The 16,611-nt window shown below is 67.3% G+C and carries 15 protein-coding genes; 5 read left to right on the plus strand and 10 right to left on the minus strand.

The window, feature by feature from the left end; genetic code table 11:
- Positions 1 to 102 precede the first annotated feature (102 nt).
- Both K4043_RS00800 and K4043_RS00805 read right to left on the minus strand, forming a co-directional pair.
- Positions 103 to 1,527 carry an amino acid permease gene (locus K4043_RS00800; RefSeq protein WP_121036665.1) on the minus strand — a complete coding sequence of 475 codons (1,425 nt, stop codon included), beginning with the start codon at positions 1,525 to 1,527 and terminating at the stop codon, positions 103 to 105.
- 68 nt (positions 1,528 to 1,595) lie between these two features.
- Entirely contained in the window at positions 1,596 to 3,074 is a 1,479-nt protein-coding gene (locus K4043_RS00805; protein WP_123729134.1) for an amino acid permease, read from the minus strand.
- Between the two features lie 186 nt (positions 3,075 to 3,260).
- On the opposite strand from K4043_RS00805, the gene K4043_RS00810 reads away from it, so the two are divergent.
- Positions 3,261 to 3,842 carry an NUDIX hydrolase gene (locus K4043_RS00810; RefSeq protein ID WP_123729135.1) on the plus strand — a complete coding sequence of 194 codons (582 nt, stop codon included), beginning with the start codon at positions 3,261 to 3,263 and terminating at the stop codon, positions 3,840 to 3,842.
- Positions 3,843 to 3,884: 42 nt separating this feature from the next.
- Here K4043_RS00810 and serA read toward each other — a convergent pair whose 3' ends face one another.
- Positions 3,885 to 5,126 carry a phosphoglycerate dehydrogenase gene (serA, locus tag K4043_RS00815; protein WP_123729136.1) on the minus strand — a complete coding sequence of 414 codons (1,242 nt, stop codon included), beginning with the start codon at positions 5,124 to 5,126 and terminating at the stop codon, positions 3,885 to 3,887.
- A 205-nt stretch (positions 5,127 to 5,331) separates the two neighbouring features.
- Here serA and K4043_RS00820 point away from each other — a divergent pair, with 205 nt between their 5' ends.
- The 4 genes from K4043_RS00820 (at position 5,332) to K4043_RS00835 (ending at position 9,736) form a co-directional block, all read left to right on the plus strand.
- Positions 5,332 to 6,720, plus strand: a complete 1,389-nt coding sequence (locus tag K4043_RS00820; RefSeq protein WP_265307844.1) for an FAD-binding oxidoreductase — start codon at positions 5,332 to 5,334, stop codon at positions 6,718 to 6,720.
- Positions 6,721 to 6,781: 61 nt separating this feature from the next.
- Entirely contained in the window at positions 6,782 to 7,078 is a 297-nt protein-coding gene (locus tag K4043_RS00825; protein WP_123729721.1) for a DUF2388 domain-containing protein, read from the plus strand.
- A complete protein-coding gene (locus K4043_RS00830; RefSeq protein ID WP_265307845.1) occupies positions 7,078 to 8,892 on the plus strand; it encodes a DUF4105 domain-containing protein in 1,815 nt (604 codons plus the stop codon). The genes K4043_RS00825 and K4043_RS00830 overlap by 1 nt, the downstream gene beginning before the upstream one ends.
- A gap of 103 nt (positions 8,893 to 8,995) precedes the next feature.
- Entirely contained in the window at positions 8,996 to 9,736 is a 741-nt protein-coding gene (locus tag K4043_RS00835; protein WP_265307846.1) for an MliC family protein, read from the plus strand.
- 59 nt (positions 9,737 to 9,795) lie between these two features.
- Here K4043_RS00835 and K4043_RS00840 read toward each other — a convergent pair whose 3' ends face one another.
- The 7 genes from K4043_RS00840 to K4043_RS00870 all read right to left on the minus strand — a co-directional run bounded on the left by K4043_RS00840 (position 9,796) and on the right by K4043_RS00870 (position 16,538).
- Positions 9,796 to 10,257 carry a hypothetical protein gene (locus tag K4043_RS00840; protein WP_265307847.1) on the minus strand — a complete coding sequence of 154 codons (462 nt, stop codon included), beginning with the start codon at positions 10,255 to 10,257 and terminating at the stop codon, positions 9,796 to 9,798.
- Complete coding sequence (gene yeiP, locus K4043_RS00845) at positions 10,247 to 10,813, minus strand: elongation factor P-like protein YeiP (protein ID WP_121036675.1); 567 nt, start codon at positions 10,811 to 10,813, stop codon at positions 10,247 to 10,249. The genes K4043_RS00840 and yeiP overlap by 11 nt, the downstream gene beginning before the upstream one ends.
- A gap of 68 nt (positions 10,814 to 10,881) precedes the next feature.
- Positions 10,882 to 11,652 carry an SDR family NAD(P)-dependent oxidoreductase gene (locus K4043_RS00850; protein ID WP_123729140.1) on the minus strand — a complete coding sequence of 257 codons (771 nt, stop codon included), beginning with the start codon at positions 11,650 to 11,652 and terminating at the stop codon, positions 10,882 to 10,884.
- Between the two features lie 52 nt (positions 11,653 to 11,704).
- A complete protein-coding gene (locus tag K4043_RS00855; RefSeq protein WP_265307848.1) occupies positions 11,705 to 14,293 on the minus strand; it encodes an EAL domain-containing protein in 2,589 nt (862 codons plus the stop codon).
- Positions 14,290 to 15,183 (minus strand): hydroxymethylglutaryl-CoA lyase, encoded by an 894-nt coding sequence (locus tag K4043_RS00860; RefSeq protein WP_265307849.1) that lies wholly within the window; start codon positions 15,181 to 15,183, stop codon positions 14,290 to 14,292. Before K4043_RS00860 ends, K4043_RS00855 begins: the two co-directional genes overlap by 4 nt.
- A gap of 168 nt (positions 15,184 to 15,351) precedes the next feature.
- Positions 15,352 to 15,738 (minus strand): VOC family protein, encoded by a 387-nt coding sequence (locus K4043_RS00865; RefSeq protein ID WP_123729143.1) that lies wholly within the window; start codon positions 15,736 to 15,738, stop codon positions 15,352 to 15,354.
- Positions 15,739 to 15,749: 11 nt separating this feature from the next.
- Entirely contained in the window at positions 15,750 to 16,538 is a 789-nt protein-coding gene (locus K4043_RS00870; protein ID WP_123729144.1) for an enoyl-CoA hydratase-related protein, read from the minus strand.
- Positions 16,539 to 16,611 lie beyond the last annotated feature (73 nt).

The raw sequence follows: 16,611 nt of genomic DNA on the forward strand, positions 1-16,611 counted from the left end.
TACGGCGCTTCCATCGATTTCGCGCGCTCTGCGGTAGTGCCGGCCGCCGGCCGGCTCCTCATGAGCGTGTTGGGTGCACGTGGAGCCGGCCAGCGGCCGGCACTACTTGCGCAGACGGCTATGGCGATACCCATAACAGAAGTAGATCGCGAAACCGCCCAGCGTCCAGAAGCCCATCAGCATCCAGTTGTGGGCGGTCATCGCCGTCAGCAGCGCGATGCAGCTGAGCACACCCAGGCTGCAGATCAGCCACGCCATCGGCATCCGGAACGGACGCGGCAGGTCCGGCTGGGTGCGGCGCAGGATCAGTACGCCCGCGCAGACCGCCGCGAACGCGATCAGCGTGCCCATCGAGGTCAGCTCACCGAGAACGTCCAGCGGGAACACCGCCGCCAGCAGCGCGATGCCGATGCCGGTGATCACGGTGTTGATGTGCGGGGTGCGGTACTTCGGATGGATCTTGGTGAACAGCGGCGGCAGCAGGCCGTCGCGGCCCATGATCATGAAGATGCGCGGCTGCGCGATCACCATCACCAGCACCACCGAGGACAGCCCGATCAGCGCGCCGATCTCCACGACCACGCGCAACCAGCCCAGCTGCGGATGCGCCGCCACCGCGGTCACCACCGGCTCATCGGTCCCGAGCAGCTGGTACGGCACCAGCCCGGTCATCACCGCGGCCATCGCGATGTACAGCACGGTGCAGATCACCAGCGAGAGCAGCATGCCGATCGGCATGTCGCGCTGCGGTTTGTGCGATTCCTGCGCGGCGACCGACACCGCTTCGAAACCGATATAGGCGAAGAACACCATCGCCGCACCGCGCAGCACGCCGTCGAAGCCGTACTTGCCGGGGCCTTCATTCTCCGGAATGAACGGGGTCCAGTTGGCCGGGTCCACGTATTTCCAGCCGACCACGATCACCAGCACGATCAACGCGGTCTTGAGCACCACCATCGCCATGTTCATGGCCGAGGACTTGCTGATGCCCACGTAGCACAGCCAGGTCAGCAGCAGCACCAGCACCGCGGCCGGGATGTTGGCGATGGCGCCGGTCGGGCGCAGCTGGCCATCCAGTGGCGCACTGACCAGCGCGGCCGGGAGATGGATGTCGAAATGACTGAGCAGGCTCAGGAAATAGCCGGTCCAGCTGACCGCCACGGCCGAGGCGGAGACGCCATATTCCAGCACCAGCATCCAGCCGATGAACCAGGCCGAGAGCTCGCCGAAGGTGGCATAGGTATAGGTGTAGGCACTGCCGGAGACCGGCACCATCGCCGCGAACTCGGCGTAGGCCATCGCGCAGAACGCGCAGCAGATCGCGGCCAGCACGAAGGACAGCATGATGGCCGGGCCGGCGTGGTTGGCCGCGGCCTGGCCGGTGATCACGAAGATGCCGCCGCCGATCACCGCGCCGATGCCCAGCGCGGTCAGGCCCCAGGGGCCGAGGGTACGGCGCAGGCTCAGGCCGTTGGCGTCTTCATGGGCGGCGTGCGGATGCTTGGTGGCCCACAGTTGCTTGAACATGGTTTGGATGTCTTCTCAGGCGCGACGTATCAAACGACCGGGCCGGCACTGGGCCGGCCCGGCAGCACTCAGGCGTTCTTCTTGTTCAGCTTGCTGTGGCGGATGCCGTAGCCGAAGTAGATGCACAGGCCCAGCAGGGTCCAGGCCACGAACAGGTGCCAATGCACCACGAACGCCTGGTAGAACAGGAACAGGCAGGCCAGGGCGCCCAGCGGGCAGATGACCCATACCATCGGTACGCGGAACGGGCGTTCCAGCTCCGGCCGTGTGTAGCGCAGGATCAGCACGCCGATACAGACGGTGGCGAAGGCCAGCAGGGTGCCCATCGAGACCAGCTCGCCGAGGACGTTCAGCGGCACGGTACCGGCCAGGGTGGCGGCAATGGCGCCGACAACGATGGTGCTCCAGTACGGGGTACGGAAGCGCTTGTGCACCTTGCCGAAGATCTTCGGCAGCAGGCCGTCACGGGAGATCGTGTAGGCGATGCGGGTCTGGCCCATCATCATCACCAGCACCACCGAGGAGAGGCCGGCGATCGCACCGATTTCCACCGCGGTCTTCAGCCAGGACAGGGTCGGGTAGGGCTCCAGCGCGGTCGCGACGGGCTTATCCGTGCCCAGCAGGTGATACGGCATCATGCCGGTCAGCACGGCGCAGACGATGATGTAGACGATGGTGCACACGGCCAGCGAGCCGAGCAGGCCGATCGGCATGTTGCGCTGCGGGTCCTTGGTTTCGCCGGCGGCGGTGGAGACCGCATCGAAGCCGATGTAGGCGAAGAACACGATGGTTGCCGCACGGAACACGCCGCTCCAGCCGAACTCACCCGGCACGCCGGTGTTCTCCGGAATGAAGGGGGTCCAGTTGGCCGTATCCAGGTGCGCCGCGCCGAAACCGATGAACAGACAGATCACGGTGACCTTGATCGCGACGATGATCGCGTTGACGAAGGCCGACTGGGTCACGCCGACGTACAGCAGGCCGGAGACGGCCGCCACGATCAGTACTGCCGGCAGGTTGAACAGTTTGCCGGAGGAGATGAACTCATGGCCGGTCCAGGCGATGGGCGCAGCGCTGAGCGCATCGGGGAACGGCATGTTCAGCGTCGTGGTGATGAAGCTGATCAGGTACGCCGACCAACCCACCGCGACCGAGGCCGAGGCGAACAGGTACTCCAGCACCAGGCACCAGCCGATGAACCAGGCCATGCCTTCGCCGAGGGTGGCGTAGGAGTAGGAGTAGGCGCTGCCGGAGACCGGCATCATCGCCGCGAATTCTGCGTAGCACAGGCCCGCCAGTGCGCAGGCGAAGCCGGCGAACACGAACGAGAGCATGACGGCCGGACCGGCATGGTTGGCCGCAGCCTGGCCGGTCAGCACGAAGATGCCTGCACCAATCACCGCACCAATGCCGAGCAGGATGAGATGTTTGGCGGTGAGGGTCCGTTTCAGCGTGACTTCGCCGTCCAGGCTGCCTTCGATGGGTTCGCCGGCATCGACGTGGCCGGCCGGTTCGACCGGCTTGACCCTCAACAGAGACTTCAGCATGCAGTGCTTCCCTAAAATGAACAAAGGTGAGGCGCGCGGTACATTGCCGCACGCCCTGATGGCGACTGGGCGCCCCAGCGGTGCGGGGCCCGCTGTACCTTAGCCAAAGCTGAAGCCGCTGTACAAGCACAAATGCAGCATGGTCGAGCGATAATCGGCCAAATCCGCACGATGCCTGCACCTGCCATGTCGCTGAACCCCGAATCCGTTGCCATTCCTGACGCCGCCCTGCGCAGTCAGCTTGACAATTACGCCCGCCGACATCCGGAGCACGCGGCATTGGCTGACGAATTCAGCACAGTGCTGGACGATCCCGAGAACCCGTTCCTGCGCGAGCGCCTGGCCGGGCACTTCACCGGCAGCGCGTGGCTGGTCAGTGCCGATGGGCAGCGCGTGCTGCTGACCCACCACCGCAAGCTGGACCGCTGGCTGCAGCTGGGGGGGCACGCTGATGGCGAGCGCGATCTGGCCCAGGTGGCGCTGAAGGAGGCCGAGGAGGAATCCGGGCTGACCGCGCTGGTGCTGGAAGATGGCGAGTTGTTCGACATCGACAAGCACTGGATTCCCGAACGCAAGGACGTCGCGGGGCATTGGCACTACGACGCCCGCTACGTCGTGCGGGCGCTGGGCAGTGAGCAGTTCGCGATCAGCGAGGAATCGCTGGCGTTGGCCTGGCGCGAGATCCGTGACGTGGCCAACGCGGCGATCGAGACCCCCGATGGGGATGATTCGCTGCCGCGCATGGCCAAACGCTGGCTGGCGCGGTGATTTAACGGGGACGGGGGTAGTTATTAACTACCCCCGTCCCCGTTAATAAAGAACGCGGGTGCGCAGCGTGCCCGGGATCGCGGCCAGTTCGTCGCGCACGGCGCCGGCCTGGGCTTCGCTGGCGGTGATGTCGATCACCACGTAGCCGACCTTGGCATCGGTACGCAGGAACTGGCCGTCGATGTTGACGTTGTGGCGCGAGAAGATCTCGTTGACCTTGGACAGTACGCCCGGCACGTTCTGGTGGATGTGCAGCAGGCGAAGGCTCTCGGCGTGCTCGGGCAACGTCACTTCCGGGAAGTTGACCGCCGACAGGGTGCTGCCGTTGTCGCTGTAGCGCACCAGCTTGGCCGCCACTTCCACGCCGATGTTGTCCTGCGCTTCCAGCGTGCTGCCGCCTACGTGCGGGGTCAGGATCACGTTGTCGTGCGCGGTCAGCGGGGAGACGAAGGCATCGCCGTTGCCCTTGGGCTCGACCGGGAACACATCCAGCGCCGCACCACCGAGGTGGCCCGAGCGCAGCGCCGCATCCAGTGCGTCGATGTCGACCACGGTGCCGCGTGCAGCGTTGATCAGGTGGGCCCCGGGACGCATCCGCGCCAGTTCATCGGCACCGATCATCCATTGCGTGGCGGGGGTTTCCGGCACATGCACGGTCACGATGTCAGCGCGCGACAGCAGGTCATCCAGGCTGATCGCCGCGCGGGCATTGCCCAGCGACAGCTTGGTTTCCACATCGTGGAAGATGACCTGCATGCCCATCGCTTCGGCCATCACGCCGACCTGGGTGCCGATGTGGCCATAACCGATGATGCCCAGCGTCTTGCCGCGCACCTCATGGCTGCCGGCGGCCGACTTGGACCAGCCGCCGCGATGGCACTCGGCGTTCTTCTGCGGGATCCCACGGGTCAGCATGATCGCTTCGGCGATCACCAGCTCGGCCACGCTGCGGGTGTTGGAGTAGGGGGCATTGAAGACCGGGATGCCGGCCAGTTCCGCTGCCTCCAGGTCCACCTGGTTGGTGCCGATGCAGAAGCAGCCGACCGCCATCAGGCGCTTGGCGCTCGCCAGCACGTCCGCGCTGAGCTGCGTGCGCGAGCGGATGCCGACGATGTGGGCCTCGGCGATGCGGGCCTTCAATTCGTCTTCGGGCAGCGCCTTGCTGTGCAGTTCGATCTGCGAATAGCCGGCCGCGGTGAACACGTCGATCGCGGTCTGGCTGACCCCCTCGAGCAACAGTACGCGGATATCCTGCTTCGGGAACGAGGTCTTTTTCGGCGACATGGGCGGCGTGCGACGTATGGCGGTGGAGCCCCCAACTATGCCAGAAGCCGGCCGCGATGGTGCGGTGCGCCAATCGACGTCCGAACGGTTTCAGATGCACCTATTTACCGTGACTGCGGGAGGCCGTCACCGGTGCGGCTGCTACTGGACGCGGCCGGTGGTGGCTGGCAGGCTTGCGGGCTCCCCCGGCACCGCCAGACGTCCCATGACCGATCCGCGCCTTGATTCGCTGTTGCACGCTTGCCCCGGCCTGCGCCTGAAGACCGATCCGGCCGATCTGGAGCACTACGGCCGCGACTGGACCCGGCGCTGGACCCCCGCGCCGCTGGCGATCGCGCTGCCGGGCACAGTGGAGGAGGTGCAGGCAATCCTGCGCTGGGCCAGTGCCCAGCACGTGGCCGTGGTGCCCTCCGGCGGCCGCACCGGCCTGTCCGGTGGCGCGGTGGCAGCGCACGGCGAGCTGGTGCTCAGCCTGGAGCGGATGAACAAGCCGCTGGCCTTCGATGCCGTCGACCGCACGCTGACCGTACAGGCCGGCATGGCACTGGAGGCGGTGCACAACGCCGCGCTCGAGCACGGCCTGATCTATCCGGTGGATTTCGCCGCACGTGGTTCGTGCTCGATCGGCGGCAACATCGCCACCAATGCCGGGGGCATCCGGGTGATCCGGTACGGCAATACCCGCGAGTGGATCGCCGGCCTGAAGGTGGTCACGATGGCCGGTGAGCTGGTCGAGCTCAACAAGGGCCTGATCAAGAATTCCAGCGGCTATGACTTCCGCCAGCTGCTGATCGGCTCGGAAGGCACGCTCGGCGTGATCGTCGAAGCCACCTTGAAGCTCACCGATCCGCCGCCGGCCAGCAATGTGATGCTGCTGGCGCTGCCCTCGTTCGAGGTATTGATGCAGGTGTTTGCCGCCTTCCGCGAGCGGCTGCAGCTGCAGGCCTTCGAGTTTTTCACCGACCGCGCGCTCGAGCACGTGCTGGCGCATGGCGCGCAGGCACCGTTCGACGAGGTCCATCCGTACTACGTGGTGACCGAATTCGCTGCCGGCGACGAGGCGCAGGAAGCCGCCGCGATGGCCGCGTTCGAAGACTGCATGGAGCACGGCTGGGTCAGCGATGGCGTGGTCAGCCAGAGCGATGCCCAGGCCGCGCAGCTGTGGCGCCTGCGCGAGGGCATCACCGAAGCGGTGGCGCGCTACAAACCCTACAAGAACGATGTCTCGGTGCGGATCTCGGCGATGCCGGCCTTCCTTGCCGAAACCCAGACGCTGATCGGGCAGGCGTACCCGCAGTTCGAGGTGGTCTGGTTCGGGCACATCGGCGACGGCAACCTGCACATCAACGTGCTCAAGCCGGACGAGACCGCCGATGCGGAGTTCCTGACCCAGTGCGAGCACGTCACCAAACTGCTCGCCGGAGTGCTGGCCCGTTTTGACGGCAGCATCTCGGCTGAACACGGGATCGGCCTGGTCAAAAAGGGCTACCTGGACAGCACGCGCAGCGCGCCGGAAATCGCGCTGATGAAGGCGGTCAAACGTGCGTTTGATCCCCAAGCGCTGCTGAATCCCGGCAAGGTCTTTGACCTCTGAGGCAAGACAGGATTTCACGCAGCCTATACGCTCTGTGCTTTCCACCGCGAACAACACCCCGATGATGCGTCCGATCCTGCTTCTTGCCGTGCTCGCCCTGCCGTTGTCGGCGATGGCCTCCAGTTTTGCCGGCAGCTCTGCCGGCTCCGCGTCCGGTGCGTCCTCGGCCGGTTCGTCCAGCTCGGGCGATGACAAGATCGTGCTCGATGCACGCGATGACGCCGCGGCCTTCGTGGCCAGCGACGGTGCGATCCGCGGTGCACGCCTGGAGGCAGCGCTGCTGCACCTGCGCGAGCAGAGCGTTGCGCAGCAGCAGGCCAGCGACATGGTGCTGGCCAGGACCCTGCTGGCCCGCTGATGCGAACGCTGGGTCAGGTCCGCCGCTGGCGTTGGGCGGTCCTGATCGCGTGGCTCGCCGCGCCGTTCGCACAGGCAGCGCTGCAGCTGGAGTTGCAGCCGCAGGGATTGAGCGCTGCGCAGAGCGTGGCCGCCGAGCGTGCGCTGCAGCAGGTACGCATGCGCATGCCGCCGTCGTGGCAGGGACGCTTCCAGCAGCCGGTGAAGGTCCGTTGGTCGGACACGTTGCCGGCCCATGTGCACGGCCGTGCCCGCAACGGCACGATCACCCTGCAGCGCGCACTGCTCGACAGCGTGCAGGAGGATCAACCATTGCCGCGCCCGCTCGAGGCGGCACTGATCCATGAACTGACCCACGTGCTGGACCGTTCGCCGCAGGGCGGCTGGTCACGCGACGCGCGGCTGCGCGACCTGGCCGGCTGGCAACGACGCCCGTGGAGACTCGGCCGCACCGGCAACGCCTTCAGCGGGCGCAGCCCCGATGATTACGAGCGTGCCAGCCCGGCCGAGTTCCTGGCGGTCAACGCCGAGCACCTGCTGCTCGATCCTGATTACGCCTGCCGTCGACCGGCCGTCGCCGCGTGGTTCGCCGACCACCTGGGGCCGATCGTGCACGCGGTCGACTGCGACACCCGTCTGCCGCTGATGCAGGCCGAAGAGGACGCGGGCGCTGCGACGCTGCTCGAGCTGGATCCGGCGCGGGTTTACGGCGTCGACTACCTGCTCGCCGAAGGCAATGACCAGCTGATGAGCCGCTGGGGCCACAGCATGCTGCGGCTGGTGATCTGCGCGCCGGGACGACCCCGCGGGCCGGCGTGCCGGATGGATCTTTCCCATCACCGCGTGCTGTCCTACCGCGCCTTCGTCGGCGATGTGCAGATCTCCAGCTGGCGCGGGCTGACCGGCGCCTATCCTTCGCGCCTGTTCGTGCTGCCGCTCAACCAGGTCATCAACGAATACACCCAGGTGGAACTGCGCGGGCTCTCGTCTGTCCCGCTGGCGCTGGAGGCGCCGGATATCGCCAGCCTGCTGGAGCGTGTCGCGCAGGTGCATTGGAGCTATGACGGCCGCTATCTGTTCGTCAGCAACAACTGCGCGGTAGAGACCGGGAAGCTGCTGCAGGAAGGCGTGCCACGCCTGGCATCGCCCGGGTTGAACCGGCTCACGCCGCGCGGGCTGCTGTCCCGTCTGGAGCGCCTGGGCGTGGCGGATGCCAGCGTGCTGGCCGATCGCGGGCAGGCGACGCGACAGGGCTATTACTTTGCCTCTGCCGAAGATCACTACCAGCAGTTGTTCGATGCGGCGCGCCAGCAGCTGCCGCTGGGCACGGCAGACGTCGGCCACTGGTTGCGGCAACCGGCCAGCGAGCGTGCACGCTGGGTAGAGCAGGGCGATCTGCGCGCGACGGCCGCCCTGCTGTTGCTGGAACAGGCAGCACTGCGCCGCGAGGAACTGCGTGCGCGCGATGTGCTGAAACGGCTGCTGGGCGATCCGGGCAACGCCGATGGCACGGCGCGCGACGCGCTGCGCGCATTGCTGGAAGACACCGGCCAGCTGATCAGTCCGGCCGCGCTTGTGCAGGGGGACGGCTACGGGCTGCCTTCGGCGGACGAGCGGGTGCAGGCCAGCGCGGCGGCGGCGCAGCTCAGCGCCCGGGGTGTGCCGGCCTGGCAGGCGTTGCAGACACAGCTCAAACACCGCCTGCCACAGGCACAGCAACGCGAACTGGCCCTGATCGACAGCAACCTGGCACGGCTTGGCGCGCGCATGCGTGCGCTGGCGCGAGAGGACGAAGGACGGGTCGCACCGCACTGAACCGCGTGTTCAGCGATGCCCGAAAGGTCAGCGTTGCTTCACCTGCTCTCACGGCGCGGCAGGTACGATCACGTGTTGTTGACGTAATCGCAAGGAGTCCCTCATGCGCGCATCTCCCTGGTTGTTGAGCCTGGCCATTACCGGCGCACTCGCCGCCTGCCAGCCGGCCAGTCAGAGCAGCCCCGCCGCCGATGGCAGTGAAGCCCCCCCGCCGATCGATGCTTCCACGGCTGAAGAGCGCGCGTATGCGTTCCGCTGTGGGGAGCTGGAAGTGCATGCCACCTATCGTGGTCAGGATTCGGCAACAGTAGTGGTGGGCGACCGCACCTTCCCGATGTCCTCGCAGCCTGCAGCGTCCGGCGCGAAGTATGGCGATGGGCAAGGCAACGAATTCTGGACCAAGGGCACCACCGAAGGCAGCCTGATCCTCAATGGCGAGCCGGACCGCACCTGCACCGGCACCGGCGAGCAGGGCGGCGAAGCACCGCCGGCCAACGCCACGGCTGAGGCAACGGATCCTGGTGCTGCAGGCGGCTTCCGAGCGACCGGCAACGAGCCGGGCTGGCTGGCCCAGGTGGCGGCGGGTGCAACGCCGGCGCTGCACATCGAGATGGACTACGGCGAGCGCAAGCTCGAGATTGCCAGCCCCACGCAGGGCCGTGACGGGTGGTCCGGTACCGCCGCCGATGGCACCCCGGTCAAGCTGACCTTCCAGCGCACGGTGTGTCAGGACGACATGAGCGGCCAGGCCTTCGGTGCCACGGCGATGCTCACGGTCGGCGCGCGCCAGTACCACGGCTGTGGTGATTTTGCCGGCGCGCCATCGTTGGCGGCCAAGCCCTGATCCCGCAAGCTCGATCCAGTTGAAGGCACCGGATGCGCGCATGCGCGTCCGGTGAACGATCACATGCCGCGCGGGCAGGGGTTGGGCAGCGCCCGGCTGTCGGCATCCAGGATCAGCTCATTGCGGGTGCCCAGCAGCATCAGCTCGGTGTGCACCAGGCAGTTGTCGGCATGGCGCTGCAGGAGTTGATTGAAGCGCCGGGCACGGTCGTCGCAGCTTTCGTGGATCGCGTAGGCCAATTCGCGCGCACGGTCTTCGTCGTACGCTTCTTCCCCAGCGAAGTGCTGGCAGGCGCTTTCGCGCGTCAGGAAGGCCTGCACGTCGCCGGGCATCGCGCAGTACATGCGGATGTCCTCGGCCACGAACACCTGCGCTGGCACCTCGCAGCGGGCATTGCCGTTGCTGCTGTCGGAGATCGCATCCGTGGCCGGCGCATCCAGCGTCTCACTCTCCACTGCCCGCGGCGAGCACGCCGCGAGCAGCAGGAGCAGGACGATCAGTGCGGACCGCTTAGTCGGCACGGCCGGCGAATTCACCGGTGGTGGTGTTGACCAGCACGCGTTCGCCGTTGGCGATGTACTCCGGCACCATGATCTCGATGCCGGTGCTGAGCTTGGCCGGCTTCGGGCGCTTGGTGGCGGTGCCGCCCTTGAGCTCCGGCGGCGTCTCGACGACTTCCAGTACCACGCTGGTCGGCAACTGCACGCCCACCGGGGTTTCGTCGATCACCTGCACATAGATGCCGGTCAGGCCATCGGTGATGTAGCCGGCATCATCGCCGAGCACGTCCGCATCGACCATGTACGGGGTGTAGTCCTCGTCATCGAGGAAGACGAAAGCGTCGCCATCCATGTACGAATAGGTCGCCTGGCGGCGCAGCAGCTCGACTTCCGGCAGGTTGTCGTCGGCATCGAAGCTGGAATCAAGCTTGTTGCCGCCGGGCACGCTGTACATGATGAAACGGAAGCGGACATTGCCGCCGCGGCCCTGCGGGGAGCTGCGTTCGATGTCGCGGATCTGGTAGACGCCGTTGTTGAATTCGACGACGTTGCCTTTCTTGATGTCGCTGGCTTTCATGGGAATGAAGGTCGGTTCGTGGAGGTGGCGGGTGCCGGAACCGGGCACCCATCGGGTTGCGTGCTCGCTTACTTCGGCGCCAGACGCACGGCGCCGTCAAGGCGGATGGTCTCGCCGTTGAGGTAGGTGTTGCCCAGAATATAGGCGACCAGGCCGGCGAAATCCTCCGGCTTGCCCAGGCGGGGCGGGAACGGGATCGAGGCGGCCAGCGATTCCTGCACGGCCGGCGGCATGCCATCGACCATCGGGGTCCAGAAGATGCCCGGGGCGATGGTCATCACACGGATGCCGAAGCGCGACAGCTCGCGGGCCATCGGCAGGGTCATGCTGACCACGCCGCCCTTGGAGGCGGCATACGCGGCCTGGCCGATCTGGCCTTCGTAGGCCGCCACGCTGGCGGTGTTGATGATCACCCCGCGCTCGCCGTCGTCGCCCGGGGTGTTGTGCTGCATGCGGTTGGCGGCGGCCTTGGCGACGTTGAAGCTGCCAACCAGGTTGACCATCACCGTGCCCTGGAAGTTGGCCAGCGGCATCGGCGCTTCTTTGCCGAGCACGCGGCCGGCGCCCAGAATGCCAGCGCAGTTGATCGCGGTGTTCAGCCCCCCCAGGAAGTCGCAGGCGGCATCGATCTGCGCGGCGACGGCGGCTTCGTCGCTGACGTTGGTGCTGTAGTAGCGCGCGTTGGCCTCCCCAAGCTCGGCCACGGCGGCCGCGCCCTTGTCGTCATTGAGATCGAACAAGGCCACCTTGGCGCCGTTGGCGACCAGGTGCTGGGCCACGGACAGGCCGAGGCCGGAGACACCGCCGGTGATGACGGCGCGGACAGAAGACAGCTGCATTGCATGATCCCGCTGGTTCAAGAACCGCCGATTCTAACGGAAGCGCTCGCGATCACCGTTGTGCACTGCCCACCGCGACCTTTGCGCGCAGGGCCAGGCGGCGGGCAAACTCATCCGGTGCCAGCCCCGGCGCGAACAGAAAGCCCTGGCCGACAGAGACCCCCAGCGTCTGCAGGAACTGGCGCTGCGCCTCCGATTCCACGCCCTCGGCAACCAGCCCCAGCCCGAGGCTGCGGGCGATCCCGCAGACCGCCTCGCAGACCGCCACGTCCGAACGGTTGCCCGGTACCCCCTCCACGAACAGCTGGCTCAGTTTGAGCCCATGGATCGGCAGCCGACGCAGGTAGTTCAGGGCGCTGTAGCCCTCGCCGAAGTCATCAATGGTGAGCAGCACGCCCATCTCGCGCAGCCGGGCGAAGGTCTGCAGGGTGTCCGGGGCATCCTCGATCAACACCCGCTCGGTGAACTCCAGTTCCAGTGCGCTGCCGGGCAGGTGGAACTCGTCCAGCACGGCGCGCACATGCCGGGCCAGGTCTTCGCCGACGAACTGCCGGTAGGACACATTGACCGCCACCCGCACGATGCCCAGCCCGTCGTCCTGCCACTGGCGCACCTGTCGGCAGGCCTCGCGCAGCACCCACAGGCCGATCCGGACGATGTCGCCCGTGCTTTCGGCATGGGCGATGAAGATATCCGGGCGCAGCTCGCCGAGCTGGGTGTTGCGCCAGCGGATCAGGGCCTCGGCCGCCACCAGCTGGCCGCTGTGCAGGTTGACCTGCGGCTGGTAGACCAGATGGAACTCGTCATCGTCCAGGGCGCGGTGCAGGCGGCTTTCGATCTGCAGGCGGTCATGCTGGCGCTGGGCCAGTTCCGGCGAGAACACCTGCCAGCCGTTACGGGTGCGTCGCTTGCAGTCGTACATGGCGATGTCGGCGTTCTGGATCAGCTGCTGAGGGCGCAACCCGTCCTGTGGCGCCCGCGCGATGCCGATGCTGGTGGTTACCGGGAACTCGTCGGCACCGAAGCGGAACGGGGTGCTGAAGGCACGGGTGATCGCCTCTGCGAGCCGCTCGGGCTGGTCGGGCTGGTCGCGGGTATCGCAGACCACCAGGAACTCGTCACCGCCGAACCGGGCCAGCAATCCCTCGGTACCGATCGCGGTGGCGATGCGCCGGGTGGCGTCGATCAGCAGTTCGTCACCGGCATTATGGCCGAGCAGGTCGTTGACGATCTTGAAGCGGTCCAGATCGATGTACAGCACCGCAACCCGGCAGTGCGTCGGGTTGGCCATGCGCGTGGCCAGATCATTGAGCACCGCGTCGCGGTTCATGATCCCGGTGAGTGGATCGGTGCGCGCCTGGATCCGCAGCGTCTCTTCGGCCTGTTTGCGCGCGGTGATGTCCTGCACGGTGCCGGCGATGCGCGCGGCGTCGACATCGCCGGCCTCGGCCTCGCCGATCATCCGCACCCAGAACGAGTGGCCGTCGCTGCGCTGGCCCTGCAGCTCCAGCTCGAAGGAGACCTGCTTGTCGATCACATCCAGCAGGGCCTGCTGCAGCTGCGCACGGTCATCCACGCGCAGGCACTCCAGCAGCTCGGCCATGTCGCGCATCGGCAACGCCTGGCCGAGGATACGGGTCGCCTCGTCGGTCAGGTACAGACGCTGCAGGCCCCGGTCCCATTCCCAGCCGCCGATGTGCGCCAGCGACTGCGCGCGGTCGAACAGGGTGTTGTTGCGCTTGAGTTCGGTGATGTCGCTGAACAGGCCGAACACGTGGTCCGGCGCATCGCGCCCATTGCCGTACACCGGCACGTTGGTGGTGGAGATCCAGATCATCCTGCCGCGCGGGCGATGGTACAGGCCGACGATGGTGCTGCGCACGATGCGCCCGGTCTGCAGCGAGACGCTGGCCGGCCACTGTTCGCGGGTGAGCGGGTGGCCGTGCTCGTCCACGCTGATCCAGTCCTCCGGCGCCAGCATCGCCTGCAGGCTGCCGCCGTTGCCGGCGATACCGAGGATGCGGTGGGCGGCCGGGTTGGCGGAAACCACCCGCAGCTGGCGGTCAAACAGGATCACGCCCTTGTCGATGGACTCCATCAGCAGCCGATAGCGCGACTCGGCCTGCCAGCGGCTGCTCAGATCGCGCGCCACGGCCACGATGCAGTGGTCGCCCTGATGCTCGAACCCGGCCGAATGCACTTCCACCGGGAAGCGGCTGCCGTCGCCGCGCATGTTGGTGACTTCGATGACGTAGGTTTCGCCCTGGCGCAACGCCTCCCAGACCGGGTCCAGATGATCGCTGGGGAGGTCCGGGTTCAACAGCTCGATCGGTTGGCCGATGATCTCTTCGCGTGGGCGGCCATACGCGCGCACCCCGGCCTTGTTGAGATCCAGTACTACGCCGTCCTCGCTGAGGATGCTGACCGGATCGGGAACCGCATCGAACAGCGCGGTGTAGCGACGCAGGGCCAGCTGGCGTTCGTCCATGGCTTCCTGCAGGGCCTGCTGGGCCGCTTCGAGCAGGCCATGCAGCTGGCCGGGTGACTGGGCCAGTGCGCGATCCAGGGCGGCCAGCGCGTGGACGTGTGCGGTGAGGTGATCACCGACCGCAGCGTCCTTGCGCGGGCCGCTCTGTTTCATGTCGCCGCCAGGGCCTTGCCGGTTTTGCTGCCGGTCTCGCGGCCCAGGCGTGCGGCCAGCCAGCGCCCGGTGGTGGCCAGCGCTGGCAGATCGATGCCGGTGCGCATGCCGATGCCGTGCAGCATGTAGACCACATCCTCGCTGGCCACGTTGCCGCTGGCACCCTTGGCATACGGGCAACCGCCCGCGCCGGAGACGGCCGAATCGACCACCCGCACGCCTTCTTCCAGGCAGGCATCGATGTTGGCCAGGGCCTGGCCATAGGTGTCGTGGAAGTGAACGGCCAGCGCGGCCATCGGCAGTTCGCTGGCGACGGCCTTGAGCATCGCGCGCGCCTTGCGCGGCGTGCCGACGCCGATGGTGTCGCCGAGCGAGATTTCGTAGCAGCCCAACTCATGCAGCGCGCGGGCGACGCGGACCACCTCGCTCACCGCAACCTCGCCCTGGTAGGGGCAGCCGAGCACGGTGGACACATAGCCACGCACCTTGACCCCATCGGCCTTGGCACGTTCCAGGATGGGCGCGAAGCGCGCCAGCGACTCATCGATGCCGGCGTTGGTGTTGGTGCGGTTGAAGGTCTCCGAGGCAGCGGTGAACACCGCAACTTCCTGTACTCCCACCGCCAGGGCGCGGTCGTAGCCCTGTTCGTTGGGAACCAGCACCGGGTAGGCGATGCCCGGGGCACGGGTGATGCCGGTATAGACCTCGGCGGCGTCGGCCAGCTGCGGCACCCAGCGCGGGCTGACGAAGCTGGTCGCTTCGATGGTACGCAGACCGGTCAGCGAAAGCTGACGGATCAGCTCGATCTTGTCAGCGGTGTCGACCGGGCGTGCTTCGTTCTGCAGCCCATCGCGCGGGCCGACCTCGACGATGCGGACGAAATCATCCATGCGCCAGCCCTCCACGAACGGAGTGACGGACGGCCAGCAGGGAGCGGGGTGGGGTAGAGATCACGGAGGTTCCTGACAGACGAAAGGCGGCCCACGGTCCCCGGCGGGCCACGAAAAGGGGATACGCGGGATGGGGGGCAAAGCGGCCATCCCTGCGGCGGTGGGCGGTCAGCCCGGGTGGTGGCAGACCACCTCGATGTTGTTGCCATCCGGGTCGAGCACGAACGCCCCGTAATAGTCCGGGTGGTAATGCTCGCGGATGCCGGGGGCACCGTTGTCCGTGCCCCCGGCTGCCAGTGCGGCGCGGTGGAAGGCATCCACGTCGGCCCGGCTGGCGGCGCTGAAGGCGATGTGCACGCCGCCATGGGCGCCCGGGGCGTTGCCGATCCAGAAGTCCGGCTTGCCGGTGCGGCCGAAGCCGGCATGGTCATGGTCGCCGGTCTGGGCGGCCGATACCTGCATCACCACCGAGATGCCCAGCGGGCCCAGGGCCTGCTGGAAGAACGCCAGGCTGCGCGGAAAATCGGCGCAGCGGATGCCCACATGGTCGAGCATGACCTCTCTCCTCAGTCCTGGGTAACCCAAAGGGGGGAACGCTTGTCGAGGAAGGCACCGAGGCCCTCCTGGCCTTCGGCCGAGACCCGCAGGCGGGCGATCAGTGCCGCGTTGTCGCGGTCGGTGGCGTCGCGGTCGCGACCCAGCGCCACGCGCCGGACCAGAGCCTTGGCCGAGGACGAGGCCACCGGGCCGGCCTTGTCGAGCAGGCCCAGCTGGCGCTGCACAGCCTCGTCGATGCGTTCGGGCTCGATCAGCTGGTGGACCAGACCGATGCGCAGCGCGGTCTCGGCGTCGAAATGCTCTCCGGTAGCGAACCAGCGGCGGGCCTGGCGCGGGCCGATCGCGTCGATCACATACGGTGAAATAACCGCCGGGAGCAGGCCCAGGCGGCTTTCGGTCAAGCCGAAGCGGGCGCTGGTGCTGGCGATGGCGATATCGCAGCAGGCCACCAGGCCGACCCCGCCACCGAAGGCTGCGCCCTGCACGCGGGCGATGGTCGGCTTGGGCAGCTCGTCCAGGGTCCGCATCAGGCGGGCCAGGGCGAGGGAGTCCTGGCGGTTGTCCTCCTCGCTGGCGGCCGCCATGCCGCGCATCCACTGCATGTCCGCGCCCGCCGAGAACGAGGCGCCTTCGCCGGCCAGCACCACCGCCCGGACGTGGTCGTCGCGCCCGGCGGCCTCCAGGGCGGCCGTCAGCTGGGCGATCAACGAGGCGTCGAACGCGTTGTGCAGGGCGGGGCGGTTCAACCACAGGGTCAGCACCGAGGCGCTGCGTTCAATCCGTAGTGCATCACTCATGGGTCGGCTTGCTCCATAACATGTACAGATCATAGCGGGCCATCGGTCACGGGCAATGACGCGACGCGGCGAT

Origin of the sequence: Stenotrophomonas sp. SRS1 (assembly GCF_026130205.1) — a bacterium.
GTDB lineage: Bacteria > Pseudomonadota > Gammaproteobacteria > Xanthomonadales > Xanthomonadaceae > Stenotrophomonas > Stenotrophomonas rhizophila_B.

Coding starts and splice junctions, on each gene's coding strand:
- K4043_RS00820 (WP_265307844.1), top strand. CDS start 5,332: ATGACCGATCCGCGCCTTGATTCGCTGTTGCACGCTTGCCCCGGCCTG.
- yeiP (WP_121036675.1), bottom strand. CDS start 10,813: ATGAAAGCCAGCGACATCAAGAAAGGCAACGTCGTCGAATTCAACAAC.
- K4043_RS00810 (WP_123729135.1), top strand. CDS start 3,261: ATGTCGCTGAACCCCGAATCCGTTGCCATTCCTGACGCCGCCCTGCGC.
- K4043_RS00825 (WP_123729721.1), top strand. CDS start 6,782: ATGATGCGTCCGATCCTGCTTCTTGCCGTGCTCGCCCTGCCGTTGTCG.
- K4043_RS00870 (WP_123729144.1), bottom strand. CDS start 16,538: ATGAGTGATGCACTACGGATTGAACGCAGCGCCTCGGTGCTGACCCTG.
- K4043_RS00800 (WP_121036665.1), bottom strand. CDS start 1,527: ATGTTCAAGCAACTGTGGGCCACCAAGCATCCGCACGCCGCCCATGAA.
- K4043_RS00850 (WP_123729140.1), bottom strand. CDS start 11,652: ATGCAGCTGTCTTCTGTCCGCGCCGTCATCACCGGCGGTGTCTCCGGC.
- K4043_RS00855 (WP_265307848.1), bottom strand. CDS start 14,293: ATGAAACAGAGCGGCCCGCGCAAGGACGCTGCGGTCGGTGATCACCTC.
- K4043_RS00860 (WP_265307849.1), bottom strand. CDS start 15,183: ATGGATGATTTCGTCCGCATCGTCGAGGTCGGCCCGCGCGATGGGCTG.
- K4043_RS00805 (WP_123729134.1), bottom strand. CDS start 3,074: ATGCTGAAGTCTCTGTTGAGGGTCAAGCCGGTCGAACCGGCCGGCCAC.
- K4043_RS00835 (WP_265307846.1), top strand. CDS start 8,996: ATGCGCGCATCTCCCTGGTTGTTGAGCCTGGCCATTACCGGCGCACTC.
- K4043_RS00865 (WP_123729143.1), bottom strand. CDS start 15,738: ATGCTCGACCATGTGGGCATCCGCTGCGCCGATTTTCCGCGCAGCCTG.
- serA (WP_123729136.1), bottom strand. CDS start 5,126: ATGTCGCCGAAAAAGACCTCGTTCCCGAAGCAGGATATCCGCGTACTG.
- K4043_RS00830 (WP_265307845.1), top strand. CDS start 7,078: ATGCGAACGCTGGGTCAGGTCCGCCGCTGGCGTTGGGCGGTCCTGATC.